The organism is Alcanivorax limicola (assembly GCF_019931215.1).
GTDB classification, from domain to species: Bacteria; Pseudomonadota; Gammaproteobacteria; order Pseudomonadales; family Alcanivoracaceae; genus Isoalcanivorax; species Isoalcanivorax limicola.
This window is the reverse complement of record NZ_JAIOUB010000002.1, coordinates 161,741-178,165: the sequence shown is the minus strand read 5'-3', so window position 1 is coordinate 178,165 and position 16,425 is coordinate 161,741. Positions and strand designations below refer to the sequence as shown.

Below are 16,425 nucleotides of genomic sequence, written 5' to 3'. Positions count from 1 at the left end.
AAGCGCAAGGTCGCCGCGCAGACAGGAGCAGACAAATGTCCGAATCAAGCACATCAGATACACATCGCAAACAGAATGGAAATGATGCCATGACATCCACAGAGCAGAGCAGTCACGGGTTCGACGCCAGCCAGCTGCGCCAGAGTGGCGCGCCGCAGCTGAATCTGGCCAACGAAAAACTGAAGATGGATGTCCAGCATCTGAATCTGTTCTATGGCAATGACCAGGCGCTCAAGGACATCAATCTGGTCATTCCCGAGAAAAAAGTCACGGCGTTCATCGGGCCGTCCGGTTGCGGTAAATCCACGCTGCTGCGCTGCTTCAACCGCATGAATGATCTGGTGGATATCTGCCGTATCGAAGGCAAGATCATGCTGGATGACAAGGATATCTATGCCCGCGGCGTGGACGTGGCAGAGCTGCGTCGCCAGATCGGCATGGTATTCCAGAAGCCCAACCCTTTCCCGAAATCCATTTACGAGAATGTGGCTTACGGCCTGCGCTTGCAGGGGGGCAAATCCAAGCGTGTGCTGGATGAAGTGGTGGAGAAGTCCCTGCGCGGTGCGGCACTGTGGGATGAGGTGAAGGATCGTCTGGAAGACAACGCCTTCGGCCTTTCCGGTGGCCAGCAGCAGCGTCTGGTGATTGCCCGCGCTATCGCCATTGAGCCTGAGGTCATTCTGCTGGATGAGCCGGCGTCGGCGCTGGATCCGATCTCCACGCTCAAGATCGAGGAGCTGATCAACGAGCTCAAGGATCAGTACACCATCGTGATCGTGACCCACAACATGCAGCAGGCCGCGCGGGTGTCCGACTATACCGCCTTCATGTACATGGGCGAGATGGTCGAGTACAGCGATACCGACAGCCTGTTCACCAATCCGCAGAAGAAGCGCACCGAAGATTACATTACCGGTCGCTACGGTTAAGCGCAGCACACAGAGAGAGCCAGATCATGGACAAGGATAATTATCAGCATCACATATCACAGCAGTTCAACAAGGACCTGACGGCGGTGCGCAACCATCTGATGGAAATGGGCGGACTGGTGGAGAAGCAGGCCGCCGACTCTCTGGACGCGTTGCTGAAAGGCGACACCGGCATGGCGGAGAACGTGCTCAAGGTCGAGGACCGCATCAACAAGCTGGAAATGATGATCGACGAGGAATGCTCGCGCATTATCGTCCTGCGTCAGCCGGCAGCGTCGGACTTGCGCATGATCGTGGCCATTTCCAAAGCGGTTGCCGACCTTGAGCGCATCGGTGATGAATCGGCCAAGATCGCCCGCATGGCGATTCAGTTGGCGGAAGAGGGTGAATCCCCGCGCGGCTACGTCGAGGCACGGCATATCGGCGCGCATGTGCGCCGCATGCTGCACGATGCACTGGACGCCTTTGCCCGTTTTGACGTGGACAAGGCCGTGGAAGTCGCGGCGGAAGATGACCAGGTGGACCTGGAGTACCGTTCCGCGATGCGCTCGCTGGTGACCTTCATGATGGAAGATCCGCGCTCCATCACCCGCGTGCTGAACGTCATGTGGACCCTGCGCTCGCTGGAGCGGATTGGTGACCACGCCCGCAACATCTGCGAACAGGTGGTCTACCTGGTGCAGGGCAAGGACGTGCGGCACATCACCAGCGAGAAGATGCAGGAAGAAGTGCGCAAGCCCGGCAAGCGCTAAGCGCCCCGGGTTGCATGCCCTGATTCACTGCCCCGACCGATTGCCCTGACCGACAGCGTTGGTCGGGGCAGGGGCTTGATTTATATATCCGCTTATCCGAATATACGGATCAAATAACGCGGGAGCCTTCAGACCATGAGCCTGTCACTCAGCCCGGCGATGCTGTGCAAATGCCTCAGCGACGAGACCCGCCTGCAGGCCACCCTGCTGGTGGCGCGCTTCGGCGAGCTGTGCGTGTGTGATCTGGTGGCGGCCCTCGACGCACCGCAATCCACGGTGTCGCGGCATCTGGCGCAGTTGCGCAGTTGTGGCCTGCTCAGCGGTCGACGCGCCGGACAGTGGGTGCATTACCGCCTCAATCCGGAGCTGCCGGAGTGGGCAGGCCGGGTCATCGGCGAACTGTGTGCCGCCGCGACGCTGGCGCATCCTGATCTGATACGCCGCGCCCAGGGCTGTTGTCCGCCCCCCGTCGCCCTGTCATAGCCTGTCGCACTACAAGGAGCCTTCATGCAGCTGCCCCTGAAAATACTCGTCCTGTGTACCGGCAACTCGTGCCGCTCGATCATTGCGGAGGCGCTGGCCAATCATCTGGGTGCAGGGCGCCTGCAGGCATTCAGTGCGGGCAGCGCGCCCACGGGGCAGGTCAATCCCCATGCACTGTCGGTGCTGGCGCGCCACGATGTGCCGGTGCAGGACCCGCGCTCCCAGTCCTGGGATGCCTTCGAGGACCAGCCGCTGGATCTGGTGATTACCGTCTGCGACAACGCGGCCGGCGAGAGCTGCCCTGTCTGGCTTGGCGACACCGTCAAGGCGCACTGGGGGGTGCCGGACCCGGCGCATGTTGCAGACTCCGGTGCGGACGCGGCGGTGATCGAGCGCGCGTTCGAACTGACCTATCAGCAGATGGCCCGCCGCATTGAGGCCTTGCTGGCGCTGCCGCTGGCACAGCTCAGTCCGACAGAGCTGGCCGGTGAACTGGACGCGATTCAACGGCGGTGCGACTGATGGGTGTTTTCGAACGTTTTCTGAGCGTCTGGGTCGGGCTGGGCATTCTGGTCGGCATCAGTCTCGGGCTGGCGATCCCCGGCGTATTTTCTGCCGTGGCGGGGATCGAATACGCCCACGTCAACCTGGTCGTGGCGGTGCTGATCTGGGCGATGATCTACCCGATGATGGTGCAAGTGGATTTCACCGCCATCAAGGATATCCGCAAACGCCCTCAGGGCATCTGGCTGACGCTGGTGGTGAACTGGCTGATCAAGCCCTTCACCATGGCCGCTCTGGGCTGGCTGTTTTTCCGCGTGCTGTTTGCCGATCTGGTTGATCCGGCTTCCGCCACGGAATATATCGCGGGCATGATCCTGCTGGGCGTTGCCCCCTGTACCGCCATGGTGTTTGTCTGGAGCCAGCTCACCAAGGGTGATCCGAATTACACCTTGGTGCAGGTGTCGATCAACGACATCATCATGATCTTTGCGTTTGCGCCGCTGGCGGCGTTGCTGCTGGGCATGACCGACATCACGGTGCCCTGGGAAACCCTGCTGCTCTCGGTGGGCCTGTATGTGGTGCTGCCGTTGATTGCCGGTGTCTATACGCGCCGCCTGCTCACCCAGCGGGGAGGTGTCAACGGCGTCAACCTGTTCCTGTCCCGGGTAAAGCCGCTGTCCATCATGGGGCTGGTCGGCACCGTGGTGCTGTTGTTTGGCTTGCAGGCACCGACCATTGTCAGTGACCCCTTCGTTATTCTGCTGATTGCTGTGCCGCTGCTGATACAGAGCTATGGCGTGTTCATTATCGCCTATGGCGGCGCCAGGGCGCTCAAGCTGCCGCACAATGTGGCGGCGCCGGCGGGGCTGATCGGCACGTCCAATTTTTTCGAGATGGCGGTCGCTGTGGCGATCTCCCTGTTTGGTCTGCACAGCGGCGCCGCGCTGGCGACCGTCGTGGGCGTGCTGGTGGAAGTGCCGGTCATGCTCACCCTGGTGGCGTTTGCCAACCGCACCCGTCACTGGTTCGACGGCGCGCCGTCGGTATCCGGCAAGGGTGTCGTTGAAGGAGTAAGAGAGCATGAGTAATGCAGAGTTGCCCAATCTGGCGAGTGACAGCTTCCGGCTGCCGGATAACGAACAGGTTTTCGCGGCCGCGCCCGGCCAACACAAGCCGCGCATCCTGTTGCTCTACGGCTCGTTGCGGCAACGGTCTTTCAGTCGCCTGGTGACGGAAGAAGCCGCGCGTTTGCTGGAGACCATGGGGGCTGAGACGCGCCTCTTCGATCCGTCCGGTCTGCCGTTGCCGGACAGCGAAGACGCCAGCCACCCGAAAGTGGCCGAGCTGCGCGAGATGGTGAGCTGGAGCGAAGGCATGGTCTGGTGCTCGCCGGAACGCCATGGCGCCATGACCGGCATCATGAAGGCGCAGATCGACTGGATTCCATTGTCGCTGGGTGCGGTGCGCCCGACCCAGGGCAAGACCCTGGCGGTGATGCAGGTGTGTGGTGGCTCGCAATCGTTCAACGCGGTGAATCAGCTGCGCGTGCTGGGCCGCTGGATGCGCATGCTGACGATTCCGAACCAGTCGTCGGTGCCCAAGGCGTATCTGGAGTTCGACGCCAACGATCGCATGAAGCCGTCCCCCTTCTACGATCGCATCGTGGATGTCATGGAGGAGCTGATGAAGTTCACCCTGCTGACCCGCGACCGCGTGGATTATTTCACTGACCGCTATTCCGAGCGCAAGGAAAGCGCCGAACAACTGATGGCCCGCGTCAACCAGCGAGCGCTTTGAGCGGATGGCGTTTCAGTAATGGTAACGGCAGGAAATGATCGTGATGGCCGCATCATCCACCGCATAGACCAGCCGGTGCGTGTCATCGATGCGGCGTGACCAGAACCCTGACAGGTTTTCCCGCAGAGGTTCGGGTTTGCCGATGCCCTCGAAGGGTGTTCGCAAGACCTCGTGGATCAGTCTGTTGATGCGTTTCAGGGTTTTCCTGTCCTGGCCCTGCCAGTAGAGATAGTCGGCCCAGGCTTCGTCAGTCCATGACAACAGGCGGTCAGTCATCCAGTGCTTCTCCTGAGGGCGTGCGCTGGCGTGCCTGGCCGGCGCGGTACTGGGCAATGGATTCGCTCAGGTGAGCCGCGTTGGCGGGGGAGCGCAGCAGGTGCACGGTTTCCATGAGGCTGTTGTAGTACTCCAGCGACATGACCACGGCATCCTCGGCGTCGCGGCGGGCGATGATGGTGGTGTCCGCATCGTTCACCACACCATCCAGAACGCTTTTGAGGCCATTGCGGGCTTCAGTAAACGAGATGATTTTCATGGCGTGTCTACCTGTACGGAAAGTTGTACCAGTTTAGCGCATGGGCAAAACATGTCCAGCCTTCTGTACAGGTTGTGGCAGGAGAGCGTACTACAACCCCGTTAACGTCAGCACACCGAACAGGATGAACAGGGCGGCGCTGATGCGGTGGGCCCAGGTTTCGATACGCGGGTTGGTCAGGCGGGCGCCGAGCCAGATCACCGGCACATTGGCGGCCACCATGCCCAGGGTGGAGCCGCTGAGCACGGCCCAGTAGTCCTCGGGGAAGCGTGCCGCCAGGGCGATGGTGGCCACCTGGGTCTTGTCGCCAATCTCTGCCAGAAAGAACAGCACAAAGGCGGCGGTAAAGGCGCCCCAGCGGCGACCGTTGCCGACCTCCTCGTCCTTGTCCGGGATCAGCATCCACAGGCCCAGCAGAATGAAGCTGCCACCGAGCAGCCAGATCAGCATCTGTGTGGGTAACAGCCCGGCCAATGCGGCGCCCAGCCAGACCGACAGGCCATGGTTCAGCAGCGTGGCCAGCAAGATACCGGCCAGAATCAGCCAGGGTGCGCGATAGCGCTGGGCCAGGGCGAACGAGAGGAGTTGTGTCTTGTCGCCGATTTCACCGATAGCAATCAGCGCAGTAGAGATAACAAAGGCTTCGGCCAGCATGATGATCTATCCAGAGGCGGGACTGAATGATGGACACGGGACACAGGCACCCGTCCCGCCGGAGCGGTGCCTGTGTCCCGGGTCTTGTCAGTCCCGGCGGCCGTGGCCGACGGGGTAGAGACGCCATGCCCTGTGGGGCAAGTATGTTGACGGCTCTCTGCAATACGATCGAGGCAGCGACTACTCCCCCGGAACGGATCGCAATATACCGGCAAACCGTGCCGCAGGCCAACCCCTGCTCAGGCATAATGGGGTTATCTGACTCATGCTGGAGGCATGCCCATGGACGCGACCCGTCTGGTAGACATCGAAACCAAACTGGCCTATCAGGAAGACCTGGTGCAGGCCCTCAATGACATCGTCGCGGCGCAGCAGCACAAGATCGACCAGCTGGAGAAAGCCTGCCGGGGGCTGATCGAGCACTTCAGCGACATGTCCGAGGTGGTAAAAAGCATGCAGGCGCCGGAAGACGAAGCGCCGCCGCATTACTGAGTCATTGCTGAACCATTAGCACGCCATGTACGCACACCTGCCTGATCCGCGTCTGCGGCAATTTGTCAGCCATTACTGGCTCAGCCGCAACAACAGCGCGCCGCATTTCAGCGTGCTGCCGGACGGCTGTGTGGATCTGGTGCTGGCGCTGCATGGTGGCCAGTGGCATGCACTGCTGTATGGCACCACCACGGCCCCGGTCACGATTGCGCTGGCACCAGGGCACGATTATCTGGGTATCTGTTTTCGCCCCGGTCAGGCGCGGCATTTTTTTACGGCGCCGGCCGGTGCGTTGACCAATACCGCCTTGCCGGCAGAGACGCTGACGCGATTTCCGTTATCGCCCTTGGTTGAACAGATCGATGAAGCGGAGGCCGGTGCTGTCGATGTTTTCCAGCGGCTGGATAACGCCCTGCTCGATCAGCTGCGCCATGATTGCCCGTTGCCGACGCGGCTGGACAAGGCGCTGCGCCAGCTGAGCCAGCCCTGGGAAGCGCCCCGTTGCAGTCGTACTGCCCCGCCACGGCAGGTGGCCACGTTGGCGGCAGACACTGGCATCAGCGTGCGCCAGTTGCAGCGCCTGTTTCATGAGGCAGTCGGTGTCTCCCCCAAAACCCTGAGCGCCATCCAGCGCGTGCGCTGGACGGCCCGGCAGCTCGCCGCGGATACCGCACACCGGATTTCGCTGGCGGCGCTGGCCTGCAGTGCAGGTTACAGCGACCAGAGTCATATGAATCGGGATTGTGTCCGGCTGTTGGGTGTGACACCCGCCCACTTGCGCCGGCCCGATGTCGCATTTGTGCAAGAGCCTGATCCATCCTGACGGCATCATGGTGATACCGATATAACCCGGATAACAGGAGGCAAGCTATGCATCTCTGGAGCGGTATCATCACGGAAAAAGTCACAGAAAGCAGAGATTTTTATGTGCGGCTGTTTGGCTGCGATGTGTTGTTCGATGAGCCCTGGTGTGTGGTGCTGCGCTTTGGTGATAGCGAAGTGGGCTTCATGCAGCCGGAGTTGCCGCAACAGGCGCCGGTGTTTCGCGGGGCGTATCCCGGGCAGGGCGTCTGGTTCACGCTGGATGTGGACGATGTGGATGCCGAACATGCGCGCCTGAGCGCACTGGGTGTGCCCATCGCTGTGTCACTGCGGGATGAGGACTGGGGGGATCGGCATTTTTCCGTCATTGATCCCAACGGAATCGGAGTGGACATCGTGACACGCGCCACCTGATGCGGTGGTTGCATGCCGGCCTTGCATGCCGACCCTGCATGTCAGTCCGGCATGTCAGCCCTGCTCATTGGCTGCGCGCTGTAGCGTGTTCTGGTTCGCCCGTTCCCGGGCCTTGTAATCAAGGTAGGTCTCGAGATCCAGCTCGCGGAGCTGGTCCGGGTATTGTTCCGTGAGCGCATGCCAGTGCTTCAGTCGCTGGATATGGTCGTCCTGTGCGGGGGCCTGCAGGAAGGATTCCAGCGCCAGATAAAAGCGCATGGTGTTGCGCTCCACCATGCCGCGTACACCTCGCACTGGCTCCTCGCCATTGTCATCAAGGCTGAAGCCGATGCGGTGGCGCCCGGCCGAGGCAAAATAGATGCGCTGCGCGACGCGGGTGACCATGCTGTGGCGCAGGGAGTAGCTGACGTGCACGAGGCTGGTGTTCGCATCGACGGGCACCGCCTGGATCACGATGCGGTAATCCCGGGTGCCAAACGGACCTTCAGGGCCGTACAGGACGGTGTTGAGATAATCATCCTGAAAGCTGAATGTTTCAAAGACATAATCATTGCGGTGCGCATCGTCCGGGCTCTGGTAGTACAGACGCCCGGTATAGAGGCTGACAGTGGTCGGATCGTTACCGAGATCCATGACGCAGGCCTTGATGTTGAAATGCAGAAAAATGATTTCACACCAGACCCGTTTGTCCGACAGCGTGCTGCGAAGTGTTTCGAAGGGCGTGTCGAGAAGCACATGGATGCCGCCTGCCACCGTGTCATTGTCCTGGCGTGACTCAACGTGGACCGGCGCGTCGAAACCCGCATTGCGGATGGCAGCAAGTACGGTGTCGGTATCAATCAGCGGTGCAGTGCCGTTGCTGTCATCCGCCTGGTTGTCATTCGCCTGTAAGGCGGTGACAGGCAGCAGCATGATGCAGGTGAGTGCGCAGGCGAGTGTGCAGGTGATTGCGCGGATGCGCAGGCAACGCAGGATGAGGCGGGTGGTTCCTGTCATCATGCGGTGCGCTCCATGTGGTGCTCTCCGGAAAGTGCTCTCCCTGACACGGTGGCCGCTGAACCCGGCATGCTCGTGTCTGGAATCAGCCTAGCAGATCAAGCGCTCGCCATCATGATGTCATCGCCGCCGCGTCTTCGCTGGCCAGCCGATGGCCGGGGAAGTGGCAGGTGAAGGTGCTGCCGTGGTTGGGTTGGCTTTGTATGGTCAGGGTGGCGTCGTGGCGCAGCAGCACATGCTTGACGATGGCCAGACCCAGCCCGGTGCCCCCGGTCTGGGTGACGCGGCTGGCGTCCGGCCGGTAGAAGCGCTCCGTCAGCCGGGGAATATGTTCGGCGTCGATGCCGATGCCATCGTCACTGACCGCCAGATGGCCGCCGCTGGCGTCCTCCCACCAGCGGATGCTGATCTTCCCGCCCGCCGGGGTGTACTTGACGGCATTGGTCACCAGATTGGCGAAGGCACTGTGCAGCTCCGCCGGGTTGCCCAGCAGCGCGGCGCCGGGTGCCACTTCCAGCTGGATGTCCTGTTGCTTGTCCGTGGCCATGGCCAGGCCGTCCTGGCGCAGCCGCCGCAGCATCGGGGCCAGGGCCAGGCGCTGGGTGTCCAGATCCGCTTCAGTGCCTTCCAGCCGGGCCAGCAACAGCAGGTCATTGACCAGCGCTTCCATGCGCTGGCTTTGCTGGTTCATCTGCAACAGCGCCCGGTGAATCCGCTTCTGCTCTGCGGGCACCGAATCCATCAGGGTTTCCAGATAGCCCTTGAGGACGGTCAGCGGGGTCTTGAGTTCGTGGCTGACATTGCCGACGAAGTCTTTGCGCATCTGCTCCAGATTATGCAGCCGCGTCACATCGCGCACGATCACCAGCCAGTCGCCGGCGCCGAAGCGGGTGATGGTGAACTCCAGCATGCGGTGTTCGTCGGCGGGTGAGGGCAGTGTCAGCGGGTGGTCAAAACTGCCCTCTTTCAGGTAGCTGGCGAAACGCGGGTCGCGCACCAGATTGGTCAGCGTCTGTTGCTTGTCATGGGGCGCCTTGAAACCCAGCAGCTTGTCCGCCGCGCGGTTCCAGTACTCCAGACGCCCCTGCCGGTCGACCACCACGATGGCATCGCGCAGGGCCGTGATGGAGCTCTCGGCCCGGGTCATCAGGAATTCCAGTTCGTTTCGGGCGCTCTTCTCCCGGCGCAGCAGGTGATACAGGCGGTCAAACAGGTCGCCCCAGGCGCCTTTGCTTTCTGGCGGTGCGGACTGGTCGCGCTCGTAGGAGATCAGCCATCGGCTCAGACGAATCAGCTGCCGGGTGCTGAACATGACACAGCCAAGCATGGCGATGAAGGCGGGCCAGATGCTGTCGATCAGCAACGACAGCACCAGTGCAGCGATCAGAATCAGCGCAAGCCGGCGTATTTCATTGCGGAGTGTGGGCGTCACGGGCTCTCCGTTGCCTTCATGCTCGGGACAACATAGCGGATCTATGGCGGATCTGAAGTATAGCAGTTGTAAAGACTGTCAGGCCCGCGCCGTCTTGGTCGAGAAGCGATACCCGGTGCCGCGCACGGTCTGGATAAAACGGTCGAACTCATAGGGCGACAGCGCCTTGCGCAGTCGCCGGATATGCACATCGATGGTGCGGTCTTCCACGTAGACGTTGGCGCCCCAGACCTGATCCAGCAGCTGGGTGCGGGAGTAGGCACGTTCCTGGTGGCTCATGAAGAATTCCAGCAGGCGGTATTCCGTGGGCCCCATGTCCACCGGCTCATCGTTCGCCGTGATGCGATGGCTCACCGGGTCCAGGCACAACCCTTCCACTTCAATGGCTTTCTCGGCGGCGCCGGCAGAGGTGCGGCGCAGCACGGCCTTGATGCGGGAAATCAGCTCGCGTGTGGAGAACGGCTTGGTGATGTAGTCGTCTGCGCCCACATCCAGGCCCTGGATCTTGTTATCTTCCTCGCCCTTGGCGGTGAGCATGATGATGGGAATCTCATTGGTGCTCTCGTCACGCTTGAGGCGGCGCGCCAGCTCGATACCGCTTACCGTCGGCAGCATCCAGTCCATCAGCACCAGTTCCGGCCGCTCATCCACGATGATCTCGTGGGCGCTCTGGGCGTTGTCCGCCTCCAGCACCTCGAAATCGGCCATTTCCAGGGCTACCGCGACCATCTCGCGGATGGCGGGTTCATCGTCCACTATCAATATTCTGTGTCGGCTCATGGCGCTCTCATTCCCGGCTGTCATTTCCCGTCAGTGTCATGGTGCCTATTAGATGGCCATTTCGTGACAGGGATATGACAGTGCGCCATCACAGCAGATATTGCAGGAAGATACCGGCAAACAACACCGCGCCAACCCACTGATTATTCAGAAAGGCCCGAAAGCAGGCCGCGGGCTCGCGGTCACGGATCAGCCACTGCTGGTATATAAACAGCCCCGCCGCTACAGCCATGGCCAGATACCAGGGCCAGCCGAAGCCCAGCCCCTGGCCCAGCAGCCACAGCGGCCACAGCGCCAGTAATTGCAGGATCCCGATAATCAGCCGGTCCGCCTCGCCGAACAGGATGGCGGTGCTCTTGATGCCCACCTTGAGATCGTCCTCGCGGTCGCACATGGCGTATTGCGTGTCGTAAGCGACCGTCCACAGCAGCTTGGCGACAAAGATCAGCCAGGCGGCGGCAGGCAGGCTGCCGGTCTCGGCGGCAAACGCCATGGGAATGGCCCAGGCAAAGGCAGCCCCGAGGAACAGTTGTGGCAGGAAGGTGAAGCGCTTCATGAACGGGTAGATGATGGCCAGCGCGGCGCCCACGAAGGCCAGATAAAAGGTGAAGCGGTTCAGCAGCAGCACCAGCACCAGCGCCACCGCCATCAAGCCGGCAAACAGCATCAGCGCATCACGCCCGCGCAGCGCGCCAGTGGCCAGCGGACGATTCCGCGTGCGCGAGACCTCGCCGTCAAAATTACGGTCGGCATAATCGTTGATCACGCAACCCGCCGCGCGCATCACGATCACCCCCAGCGTAAAGACAATCACGACCCGGACAGACGGCGAACCGTCCCCGGCGACCCATACCGCCCACAGGGTCGGCCACAGCAGCAGCAAGGTGCCGATGGGGCGATCCAGGCGCATCAGTTGAATCCAGGGCCACAGGGCGGGGTAGCGGTGTTGCAGGGCTTCCAGCATGGAGATCCTTGTGTGCAGTATCGTTGGTGGCGTCGCCGGGCTCATCACTGAGCGCGCGGTTTGCGTCATGATACGGTGCACGGCGCCGCGTCGCATCTGTACCGCGGCATTCTTACCGGGTCTGCAACACGCCTTGCAGCGACCAGAAGTGCGGCAGGAATATTTCCGCCACCAGCAGCGGCTTGCGACGTTTCAGAAACAGGGACTGTCGACCCCAGAGCATGCTGTTACCCGGCAGTTGGATCTGTTGTGACGCATTGGCATGACGTGGCAGTGCGGAGGCGGGCATACAGGTGCCCCATACCGCACTGCGGCGTGCTGGCGGGCGGCGAAACAGCTCCGCGCCAAGCGAGCGGCGTGCCATATGGCCGAGTACGCGGTTGGCGCCGGTGAGCGTGCGCAGGGGCAATACGCTGCGGGCAAAGACGGCGGGTTCTCCGTCGAGGGTCAGGATGACTTCGCGAATCAGTGCAGCCCGGCGCGGGCGCAGGCCCAGCAGGCGTGCTTCATCGTGGCGGGGGGGCGCTACCATCTGGCGCAGCGGTGTGACCGCAAAGCGGCCATGCTTCTTCAGGCGGTGGGTCAGAGAGCCGTCATCCGCCAGCCAATCGGTTACAGCGGCGGGGGCCGCCAGATGTGCCAGGGGGCGCCAGCGTGGCGCAGGGGCAAGGATCGGGCTGGGTGTGAAGCGTTTCAATCGGGTCTCCCACGGCGTGGCAAAGCGACGGGCGCCAGCGCACGTCGATTGCCGGGGCACTATGCGGCAGGCCCTGGCGCTTGGCAAGGCGCTTGCCGGCGGTGCAGAATCAGGCTCTTTGGAGGCCATTTTTGCTTTTTTGTCAGACAGGCATTGATCTGTTGCGATATCACACCCGTAGCGTCATTGATTTTTCACGCCTGCATGGCTAGTTTAAGCCCCTTCGCGCGCGGGGCGGCCTCTGTCGTTGCCGTCGCCCTGTCCCCTGCAGGCAGTCCCTGCAGACAGATCCCCCGATTATCAGAGAGGGCAAACCATGAAGAAGTGGGAATGTGTCGTTTGCGGCTTTATCTATGACGAAGCCGAAGGCTTGCCGGAAGAAGGCATCGCGCCGGGCACTGCCTGGGATGACGTGCCCGATGACTGGGTGTGCCCGGATTGTGGCGTCTCCAAGGATGACTTCGAAATGGTCGAAATCTGATGACGGCTCCCATCGTTGTCATCGGAACGGGCCTGGCCGGCTTCAATCTGGTCAAGGAATTGCGCAAGCATGACAAGGCGACGCCGGTGGTCATGCTGACGGCCGACGATGGCCGCAATTATTCAAAACCCATGCTCTCCACCGGCTTTACCAAGGACAAGGGCGCCGATGATCTGGCGCTGGCGGGCCCGGAAAAAACCGCTGAGACCTTTGATATCACGCTGCGCACTGGCGTGACGGTAACGGCCATCGACCCGGCGGCCCACGCCGTGCAGATCGGTGACGAGACTCTGCGTTACAGCAAGCTGGTGCTGGCCTGGGGCGCTGATGTGTTCCGCCCGCCGTTGGAAGGCGATGCGCTGGATCGTGTCTACACTGTCAACGACCTGATGGATTACGGACGCTTCCGCGAGGCCCTGGCGGGCAAGAAGACCGTATTGGTTGTCGGTGGTGGTCTGATCGGCTGCGAGTTTGCCAACGATCTCACCAATGGTGGCTTCAAGGTGCATGTGGTGGAGCCGGTAGGCCGTTGCCTGCCGACCTTCCTGCCGGAGCCGGCGTCGCTGGCGGTGTCCTCGGCGTTGTCCGATCTGGGCGTGGTGTTCCATTTCGGCCCGTTTGTGCAGCGTGTGGATCAGTCCGGCGACGGCGTGCGCGCTACCTTATCGGATGGCAGCACCGTGGAAGCCGATCTGGTGCTCTCCGCTGTGGGCCTGCGCCCGCGCATTGCCCTGGCAGAGGCCGCCGGTCTGCGCGTCAACCGGGGTATCTGCACGGACCGTTCCCTGTGTACCAGCGACCCGGACATTTATGCCCTGGGTGACTGTGCCGAAGTTGACGGCCATGTGCTGTTGTATGTGCTGCCGCTGATGTCCGCCGCGCGTGCGCTGGCGCAGACACTTGCTGGCCAGGACACACCGGTCAGCTACGGTGTCATGCCGGTCACCATCAAGACGCCTGCCTGTCCGGTGGTGTGCATGGTGCCGCCGCAGGACGTGCAGGGCGAGTGGCAGGTGGATGTGGACGGGCATAACGTCAAGGCCCTGTTCCATGATGCCGACGGTCAGTTGCGCGGCTATGCCCTCACCGGCGAGGCCTGCAGCGAAAAAATGAAACTCAACAAGGAACTGCCACCGCTGCTGGCATAAGTCCAGGCGGGGTGCAGTACAGAACGGGGCTGGCGGGGCATACCTTCCGGCCCTGTTTTGTTTAAGATGACGTAACGACGCAACCGACGACGGTGACTGATTATGAGATTCCGCTTGGTACTACTGGTTCTTGGCTGGCGGTTGCGCTGGCTGGCGTGGCGCAATGCCGATTTCCGCAAGCAGCTGGAAAACCGCAATGTGCTGATGCAATGGCGCACCAAGGCGGGGGCGCCAGCGCGCTGGTTTCATTTTCAGCCACACCAGGTGCGTGCGGTCGGCGGTATTCATCCGGCGCCGACGGTCAGCCTGAGCTTCGAGGATGCGGCGTATGCCTTTGCGACATTGAAGGCAGCGGGCAAGAACCAGATGGCGTTCATGGAAGGCATGCAGCAGGGCAAGATTCGCATTGAAGGCGATCCGGGGCAGCTGATGTGGTTCATGACGCTGATGAAGTTCATCGCGCCGGGCAAGAAGAAGCAGCCTGGCAAGTAGCCTGGCAGACAAGAAAGCGACGCATAAAAAAGCCCGGTCACATGACCGGGCTTTTTCTATGGTGCTGACGGTGGGACGTCAGCGGTGTGGCCTAGGGGAACAGGCCAAAGAGCGCACCAAGGATCGGGCCGATGATCGGGATGTCCTCGATGCCGGAGGTGTCACCACCCTCCAGGGCGCCCAGCAACGTGTCCAGCGCATCGCCCAGACCCGGAATGGCGCTGAGGCCATCGGTCACCGGTGCCAGGGCATCGGTCAGCAGAGCCAGACAGCTGGCCGGATCAGTCGGATCACAGAAGTCGCCGAAGTCACCGCCGGGCAGGTCGCCGCCGGGGAACTCAGGTGCTTCGCCTGCCAGCAGCGCATTGATCAGGTCGCCGAGTACCGGGATATCCGCCAGCAACTCGGTGAGGGGCCCCAGCTGGTCTGCCAGGCCGGCGAGGGCGGCCAGGCAACTGGCAGGGTCTGCCGGGTCGCAGGCGTCAAAGCCCGGGAGTTCCGGCAGTCCGCCGTCGCCGCCCGGGAACTCGGGGACTTCACCGGCGAGCAAACCGTTGATGATATCGCCGAGCACCGGGATCTGGCCGAGGGCATCGCTCAGGGGCGCGAGGGCGTCAGTGAGGATGGCCAGGCAGCTGGCGGGGTCTGCCGGATCGCAGGCGTCAAAGCCCGGGAGTTCGGGCATGCCGCCGTCACCGCCCGGGAACTCTGGCAGTTCACCGGAGAGGATGCTGTTGACCACATCGCCGAGTACCGGAATCTGTGCCAGGGCATCAGACAAGGGCGCCAGCAGATCGGTCAGTGCGCTCAGGCAGCCGGCCGGATCGGTGGGGTCGCAGTCATCGAAGCCCGGAAACGCTGGCAGCTCGCCGCCGTCACCGCCCGGAAATTCTGGCAACTCACCGGACAGGATGCCGTTGATGATGTCGCCGAGCACCGGCACGTTATCCAGCAGGTCGGCCAGCGGTGCCAGCAGCTCGGTGAGTGCGCTCAGGCAGCTCGCCGGGTCGGCGGGATCGCAGGCGTCAAAGCCAGGCAGTTCGGGGATATCGCCGCCTGGCGCGCCGCCGTCGCCGCCGCCCAGAATGGCGGCAAGGATATCACCCAGAACAGGAATGCCATCAGCCATTTCCAGCAGTGGCGCGAGTTCGTCGCCCAGTGCCAGCAGGCAGGTCAGCGGGTCACTGTCCGCATCACAGAGGTCGCCAATACCTGGCAGTTGATCGAACCCGGGCAGGCCGTCGAATCCGCCGCCGCCTGTGCCGCCAGGAATAAAGGCGCTGGCCGTTTCACTGATGCACGCGGCCGGATCGAATTCTTCCGCCATCGCTGCCACCGGGCAGATTGCTACCGTAATCACGTTGGGGCCGAGCAGCAGTTCCTGTGCGTTGGCCAGGCTACCGCCCACTTCGGTGAGGCAGTCCACCGGGGTGGTCGGGCCAAGCGGGCCGAGCGCTGCGACGGGGCAAAGGTCGCCCAGCAGGTCGGTCAGGACCGCCGGGCTTGGCGGCGTGAAGTCGCTGAACATGCTGGCGGCTTCTGTGAAACAGCCCGCAGGGTCGAAGTCGCTCTGCATGGCCGCAATCGGGCACAGTGCCGCGGTCAGCGGGTTGTTGCCCAGCAGGGACTGGATGTTCTGCAGTGTCTCGGTGGTTTCTGCCAGGCAGGCAGGGCCGAAATCCAGCGGCAAGATGCCGACGTTGCTGCCGCCTTCCTCATCGGAAACGCCGATCACCGAAAAGCCCTCTGCCGCGTTCGGGCAGAAGACGCTCAGCAGGTCAGCGTCCGCCGCTGAAATGCCCTGCAATGCTTCGTTTTCGCAGGCGATGCGGTCAATGACCTCGCCGATGGTGCCCATTGACGCGGTATTCGGACAAAAGGCAATGGAGAACTCGTTGTTGGTGTCTACAACCGTCAGTAGCGGTTGGTCGCTGCTGCCGGGGGCACCGCTGCCGCCAGGTGCTGCTGTTGGCTGGGTATTGCTGCCCCCACAGGCGGCAAGTACCAAAGCCAGAGCTGCCAGCAAGGCGCTTCTGGATAGCCATCCGTTCAT

At 62.2% G+C, this 16,425-nt stretch carries 21 protein-coding genes; 12 read left to right on the top strand and 9 right to left on the bottom strand.

Going from position 1 to position 16,425, the window contains the following annotated elements; translation table 11 throughout:
- Positions 1 to 35 precede the first annotated feature (35 nt).
- The 6 genes from pstB to arsH all read left to right on the top strand — a co-directional run bounded on the left by pstB (position 36) and on the right by arsH (position 4,465).
- On the top strand, positions 36 to 929 hold the full coding sequence (gene pstB, locus K8B33_RS06790) for a phosphate ABC transporter ATP-binding protein PstB (RefSeq protein ID WP_396020966.1): 894 nt from the start codon (positions 36 to 38) through the stop codon (positions 927 to 929).
- A 26-nt stretch (positions 930 to 955) separates the two neighbouring features.
- The gene (gene phoU / locus K8B33_RS06785) at positions 956 to 1,681 is read left to right on the top strand and encodes a phosphate signaling complex protein PhoU (protein WP_223424859.1); all 726 of its coding nucleotides are present in this window, start codon (positions 956 to 958) and stop codon (positions 1,679 to 1,681) included.
- A gap of 135 nt (positions 1,682 to 1,816) precedes the next feature.
- Positions 1,817 to 2,164: a metalloregulator ArsR/SmtB family transcription factor gene (locus K8B33_RS06780; protein WP_223424857.1), complete on the top strand. Its 348-nt coding sequence runs from the start codon at positions 1,817 to 1,819 to the stop codon at positions 2,162 to 2,164.
- Between the two features lie 24 nt (positions 2,165 to 2,188).
- Positions 2,189 to 2,686 (top strand): arsenate reductase ArsC, encoded by a 498-nt coding sequence (locus tag K8B33_RS06775; protein ID WP_223424855.1) that lies wholly within the window; start codon positions 2,189 to 2,191, stop codon positions 2,684 to 2,686.
- Complete coding sequence (gene arsB, locus K8B33_RS06770) at positions 2,686 to 3,756, top strand: ACR3 family arsenite efflux transporter (protein WP_223424852.1); 1,071 nt, start codon at positions 2,686 to 2,688, stop codon at positions 3,754 to 3,756. Before K8B33_RS06775 ends, arsB begins: the two co-directional genes overlap by 1 nt.
- Positions 3,749 to 4,465: an arsenical resistance protein ArsH gene (gene arsH, locus K8B33_RS06765; protein WP_111655361.1), complete on the top strand. Its 717-nt coding sequence runs from the start codon at positions 3,749 to 3,751 to the stop codon at positions 4,463 to 4,465. Before arsB ends, arsH begins: the two co-directional genes overlap by 8 nt.
- 12 nt (positions 4,466 to 4,477) lie before the next feature.
- Here arsH and K8B33_RS06760 read toward each other — a convergent pair whose 3' ends face one another.
- The 3 genes from K8B33_RS06760 to K8B33_RS06750 form a co-directional block, all read right to left on the bottom strand.
- Positions 4,478 to 4,741, bottom strand: coding sequence for a Txe/YoeB family addiction module toxin (locus K8B33_RS06760; protein WP_223424850.1), 264 nt, complete (start codon positions 4,739 to 4,741; stop codon positions 4,478 to 4,480).
- Complete coding sequence (locus K8B33_RS06755; RefSeq protein WP_223424847.1) at positions 4,734 to 5,000, bottom strand: type II toxin-antitoxin system Phd/YefM family antitoxin; 267 nt, start codon at positions 4,998 to 5,000, stop codon at positions 4,734 to 4,736. Before K8B33_RS06755 ends, K8B33_RS06760 begins: the two co-directional genes overlap by 8 nt.
- 90 nt (positions 5,001 to 5,090) lie before the next feature.
- Positions 5,091 to 5,654, bottom strand: a complete 564-nt coding sequence (locus tag K8B33_RS06750) for a TMEM165/GDT1 family protein (protein ID WP_223424844.1) — start codon at positions 5,652 to 5,654, stop codon at positions 5,091 to 5,093.
- Between the two features lie 282 nt (positions 5,655 to 5,936).
- Here K8B33_RS06750 and K8B33_RS06745 point away from each other — a divergent pair, with 282 nt between their 5' ends.
- Genes K8B33_RS06745 through K8B33_RS06735 form a run of 3 tightly spaced genes read left to right on the top strand, consistent with a single transcriptional unit; the run spans position 5,937 to position 7,382 of the window.
- Positions 5,937 to 6,146, top strand: coding sequence for a SlyX family protein (locus K8B33_RS06745; RefSeq protein ID WP_223424842.1), 210 nt, complete (start codon positions 5,937 to 5,939; stop codon positions 6,144 to 6,146).
- Positions 6,147 to 6,171: 25 nt separating this feature from the next.
- Positions 6,172 to 6,969, top strand: coding sequence for an AraC family transcriptional regulator (locus K8B33_RS06740; protein ID WP_223424839.1), 798 nt, complete (start codon positions 6,172 to 6,174; stop codon positions 6,967 to 6,969).
- A gap of 47 nt (positions 6,970 to 7,016) precedes the next feature.
- On the top strand, positions 7,017 to 7,382 hold the full coding sequence (locus K8B33_RS06735; RefSeq protein ID WP_223424837.1) for a VOC family protein: 366 nt from the start codon (positions 7,017 to 7,019) through the stop codon (positions 7,380 to 7,382).
- A gap of 54 nt (positions 7,383 to 7,436) precedes the next feature.
- Here K8B33_RS06735 and K8B33_RS06730 read toward each other — a convergent pair whose 3' ends face one another.
- From K8B33_RS06730 to K8B33_RS06710, 5 genes are all read right to left on the bottom strand, one after another.
- Positions 7,437 to 8,381, bottom strand: a complete 945-nt coding sequence (locus K8B33_RS06730; protein WP_223424835.1) for a hypothetical protein — start codon at positions 8,379 to 8,381, stop codon at positions 7,437 to 7,439.
- 109 nt (positions 8,382 to 8,490) lie between these two features.
- On the bottom strand, positions 8,491 to 9,810 hold the full coding sequence (phoR, locus tag K8B33_RS06725; protein WP_223424832.1) for a phosphate regulon sensor histidine kinase PhoR: 1,320 nt from the start codon (positions 9,808 to 9,810) through the stop codon (positions 8,491 to 8,493).
- Positions 9,811 to 9,888: 78 nt separating this feature from the next.
- The gene (gene phoB / locus K8B33_RS06720; protein ID WP_223424830.1) at positions 9,889 to 10,590 is read right to left on the bottom strand and encodes a phosphate regulon transcriptional regulator PhoB; all 702 of its coding nucleotides are present in this window, start codon (positions 10,588 to 10,590) and stop codon (positions 9,889 to 9,891) included.
- Positions 10,591 to 10,678: 88 nt separating this feature from the next.
- Positions 10,679 to 11,554: a 4-hydroxybenzoate octaprenyltransferase gene (gene ubiA, locus K8B33_RS06715; RefSeq protein ID WP_223426069.1), complete on the bottom strand. Its 876-nt coding sequence runs from the start codon at positions 11,552 to 11,554 to the stop codon at positions 10,679 to 10,681.
- A 112-nt stretch (positions 11,555 to 11,666) separates the two neighbouring features.
- Positions 11,667 to 12,251, bottom strand: a complete 585-nt coding sequence (locus K8B33_RS06710) for a chorismate--pyruvate lyase family protein (RefSeq protein WP_223424828.1) — start codon at positions 12,249 to 12,251, stop codon at positions 11,667 to 11,669.
- Positions 12,252 to 12,567: 316 nt separating this feature from the next.
- On the opposite strand from K8B33_RS06710, the gene rd reads away from it, so the two are divergent.
- From rd to K8B33_RS06695, 3 genes are all read left to right on the top strand, one after another.
- Positions 12,568 to 12,732, top strand: a complete 165-nt coding sequence (gene rd / locus K8B33_RS06705; RefSeq protein WP_223424825.1) for a rubredoxin — start codon at positions 12,568 to 12,570, stop codon at positions 12,730 to 12,732.
- A complete protein-coding gene (locus K8B33_RS06700; RefSeq protein WP_223424823.1) occupies positions 12,732 to 13,880 on the top strand; it encodes an FAD-dependent oxidoreductase in 1,149 nt (382 codons plus the stop codon). The genes rd and K8B33_RS06700 overlap by 1 nt, the downstream gene beginning before the upstream one ends.
- Before the next feature lie 102 nt (positions 13,881 to 13,982).
- The gene (locus K8B33_RS06695; RefSeq protein WP_223424821.1) at positions 13,983 to 14,372 is read left to right on the top strand and encodes an SCP2 sterol-binding domain-containing protein; all 390 of its coding nucleotides are present in this window, start codon (positions 13,983 to 13,985) and stop codon (positions 14,370 to 14,372) included.
- 91 nt (positions 14,373 to 14,463) lie between these two features.
- Here K8B33_RS06695 and K8B33_RS06690 read toward each other — a convergent pair whose 3' ends face one another.
- Entirely contained in the window at positions 14,464 to 16,425 is a 1,962-nt protein-coding gene (locus K8B33_RS06690; protein ID WP_223424819.1) for a hypothetical protein, read from the bottom strand.

Excerpts from the sequence above, each read along its gene's own strand:
- pstB (WP_396020966.1), top strand. The coding sequence starts at position 36 with ATGTCCGAATCAAGCACATCAGATACACATCGCAAACAGAATGGAAAT.
- phoU (WP_223424859.1), top strand. The coding sequence starts at position 956 with ATGGACAAGGATAATTATCAGCATCACATATCACAGCAGTTCAACAAG.
- K8B33_RS06780 (WP_223424857.1), top strand. The coding sequence starts at position 1,817 with ATGAGCCTGTCACTCAGCCCGGCGATGCTGTGCAAATGCCTCAGCGAC.
- K8B33_RS06775 (WP_223424855.1), top strand. The coding sequence starts at position 2,189 with ATGCAGCTGCCCCTGAAAATACTCGTCCTGTGTACCGGCAACTCGTGC.
- arsB (WP_223424852.1), top strand. The coding sequence starts at position 2,686 with ATGGGTGTTTTCGAACGTTTTCTGAGCGTCTGGGTCGGGCTGGGCATT.
- arsH (WP_111655361.1), top strand. The coding sequence starts at position 3,749 with ATGAGTAATGCAGAGTTGCCCAATCTGGCGAGTGACAGCTTCCGGCTG.
- K8B33_RS06760 (WP_223424850.1), bottom strand. The coding sequence starts at position 4,741 with ATGACTGACCGCCTGTTGTCATGGACTGACGAAGCCTGGGCCGACTAT.
- K8B33_RS06755 (WP_223424847.1), bottom strand. The coding sequence starts at position 5,000 with ATGAAAATCATCTCGTTTACTGAAGCCCGCAATGGCCTCAAAAGCGTT.
- K8B33_RS06750 (WP_223424844.1), bottom strand. The coding sequence starts at position 5,654 with ATGCTGGCCGAAGCCTTTGTTATCTCTACTGCGCTGATTGCTATCGGT.
- K8B33_RS06745 (WP_223424842.1), top strand. The coding sequence starts at position 5,937 with ATGGACGCGACCCGTCTGGTAGACATCGAAACCAAACTGGCCTATCAG.
- K8B33_RS06740 (WP_223424839.1), top strand. The coding sequence starts at position 6,172 with ATGTACGCACACCTGCCTGATCCGCGTCTGCGGCAATTTGTCAGCCAT.
- K8B33_RS06735 (WP_223424837.1), top strand. The coding sequence starts at position 7,017 with ATGCATCTCTGGAGCGGTATCATCACGGAAAAAGTCACAGAAAGCAGA.
- K8B33_RS06730 (WP_223424835.1), bottom strand. The coding sequence starts at position 8,381 with ATGATGACAGGAACCACCCGCCTCATCCTGCGTTGCCTGCGCATCCGC.
- phoB (WP_223424830.1), bottom strand. The coding sequence starts at position 10,590 with ATGAGCCGACACAGAATATTGATAGTGGACGATGAACCCGCCATCCGC.
- ubiA (WP_223426069.1), bottom strand. The coding sequence starts at position 11,554 with ATGCTGGAAGCCCTGCAACACCGCTACCCCGCCCTGTGGCCCTGGATT.
- rd (WP_223424825.1), top strand. The coding sequence starts at position 12,568 with ATGAAGAAGTGGGAATGTGTCGTTTGCGGCTTTATCTATGACGAAGCC.
- K8B33_RS06700 (WP_223424823.1), top strand. The coding sequence starts at position 12,732 with ATGACGGCTCCCATCGTTGTCATCGGAACGGGCCTGGCCGGCTTCAAT.
- K8B33_RS06695 (WP_223424821.1), top strand. The coding sequence starts at position 13,983 with ATGAGATTCCGCTTGGTACTACTGGTTCTTGGCTGGCGGTTGCGCTGG.
- K8B33_RS06690 (WP_223424819.1), bottom strand. The coding sequence starts at position 16,425 with ATGAACGGATGGCTATCCAGAAGCGCCTTGCTGGCAGCTCTGGCTTTG.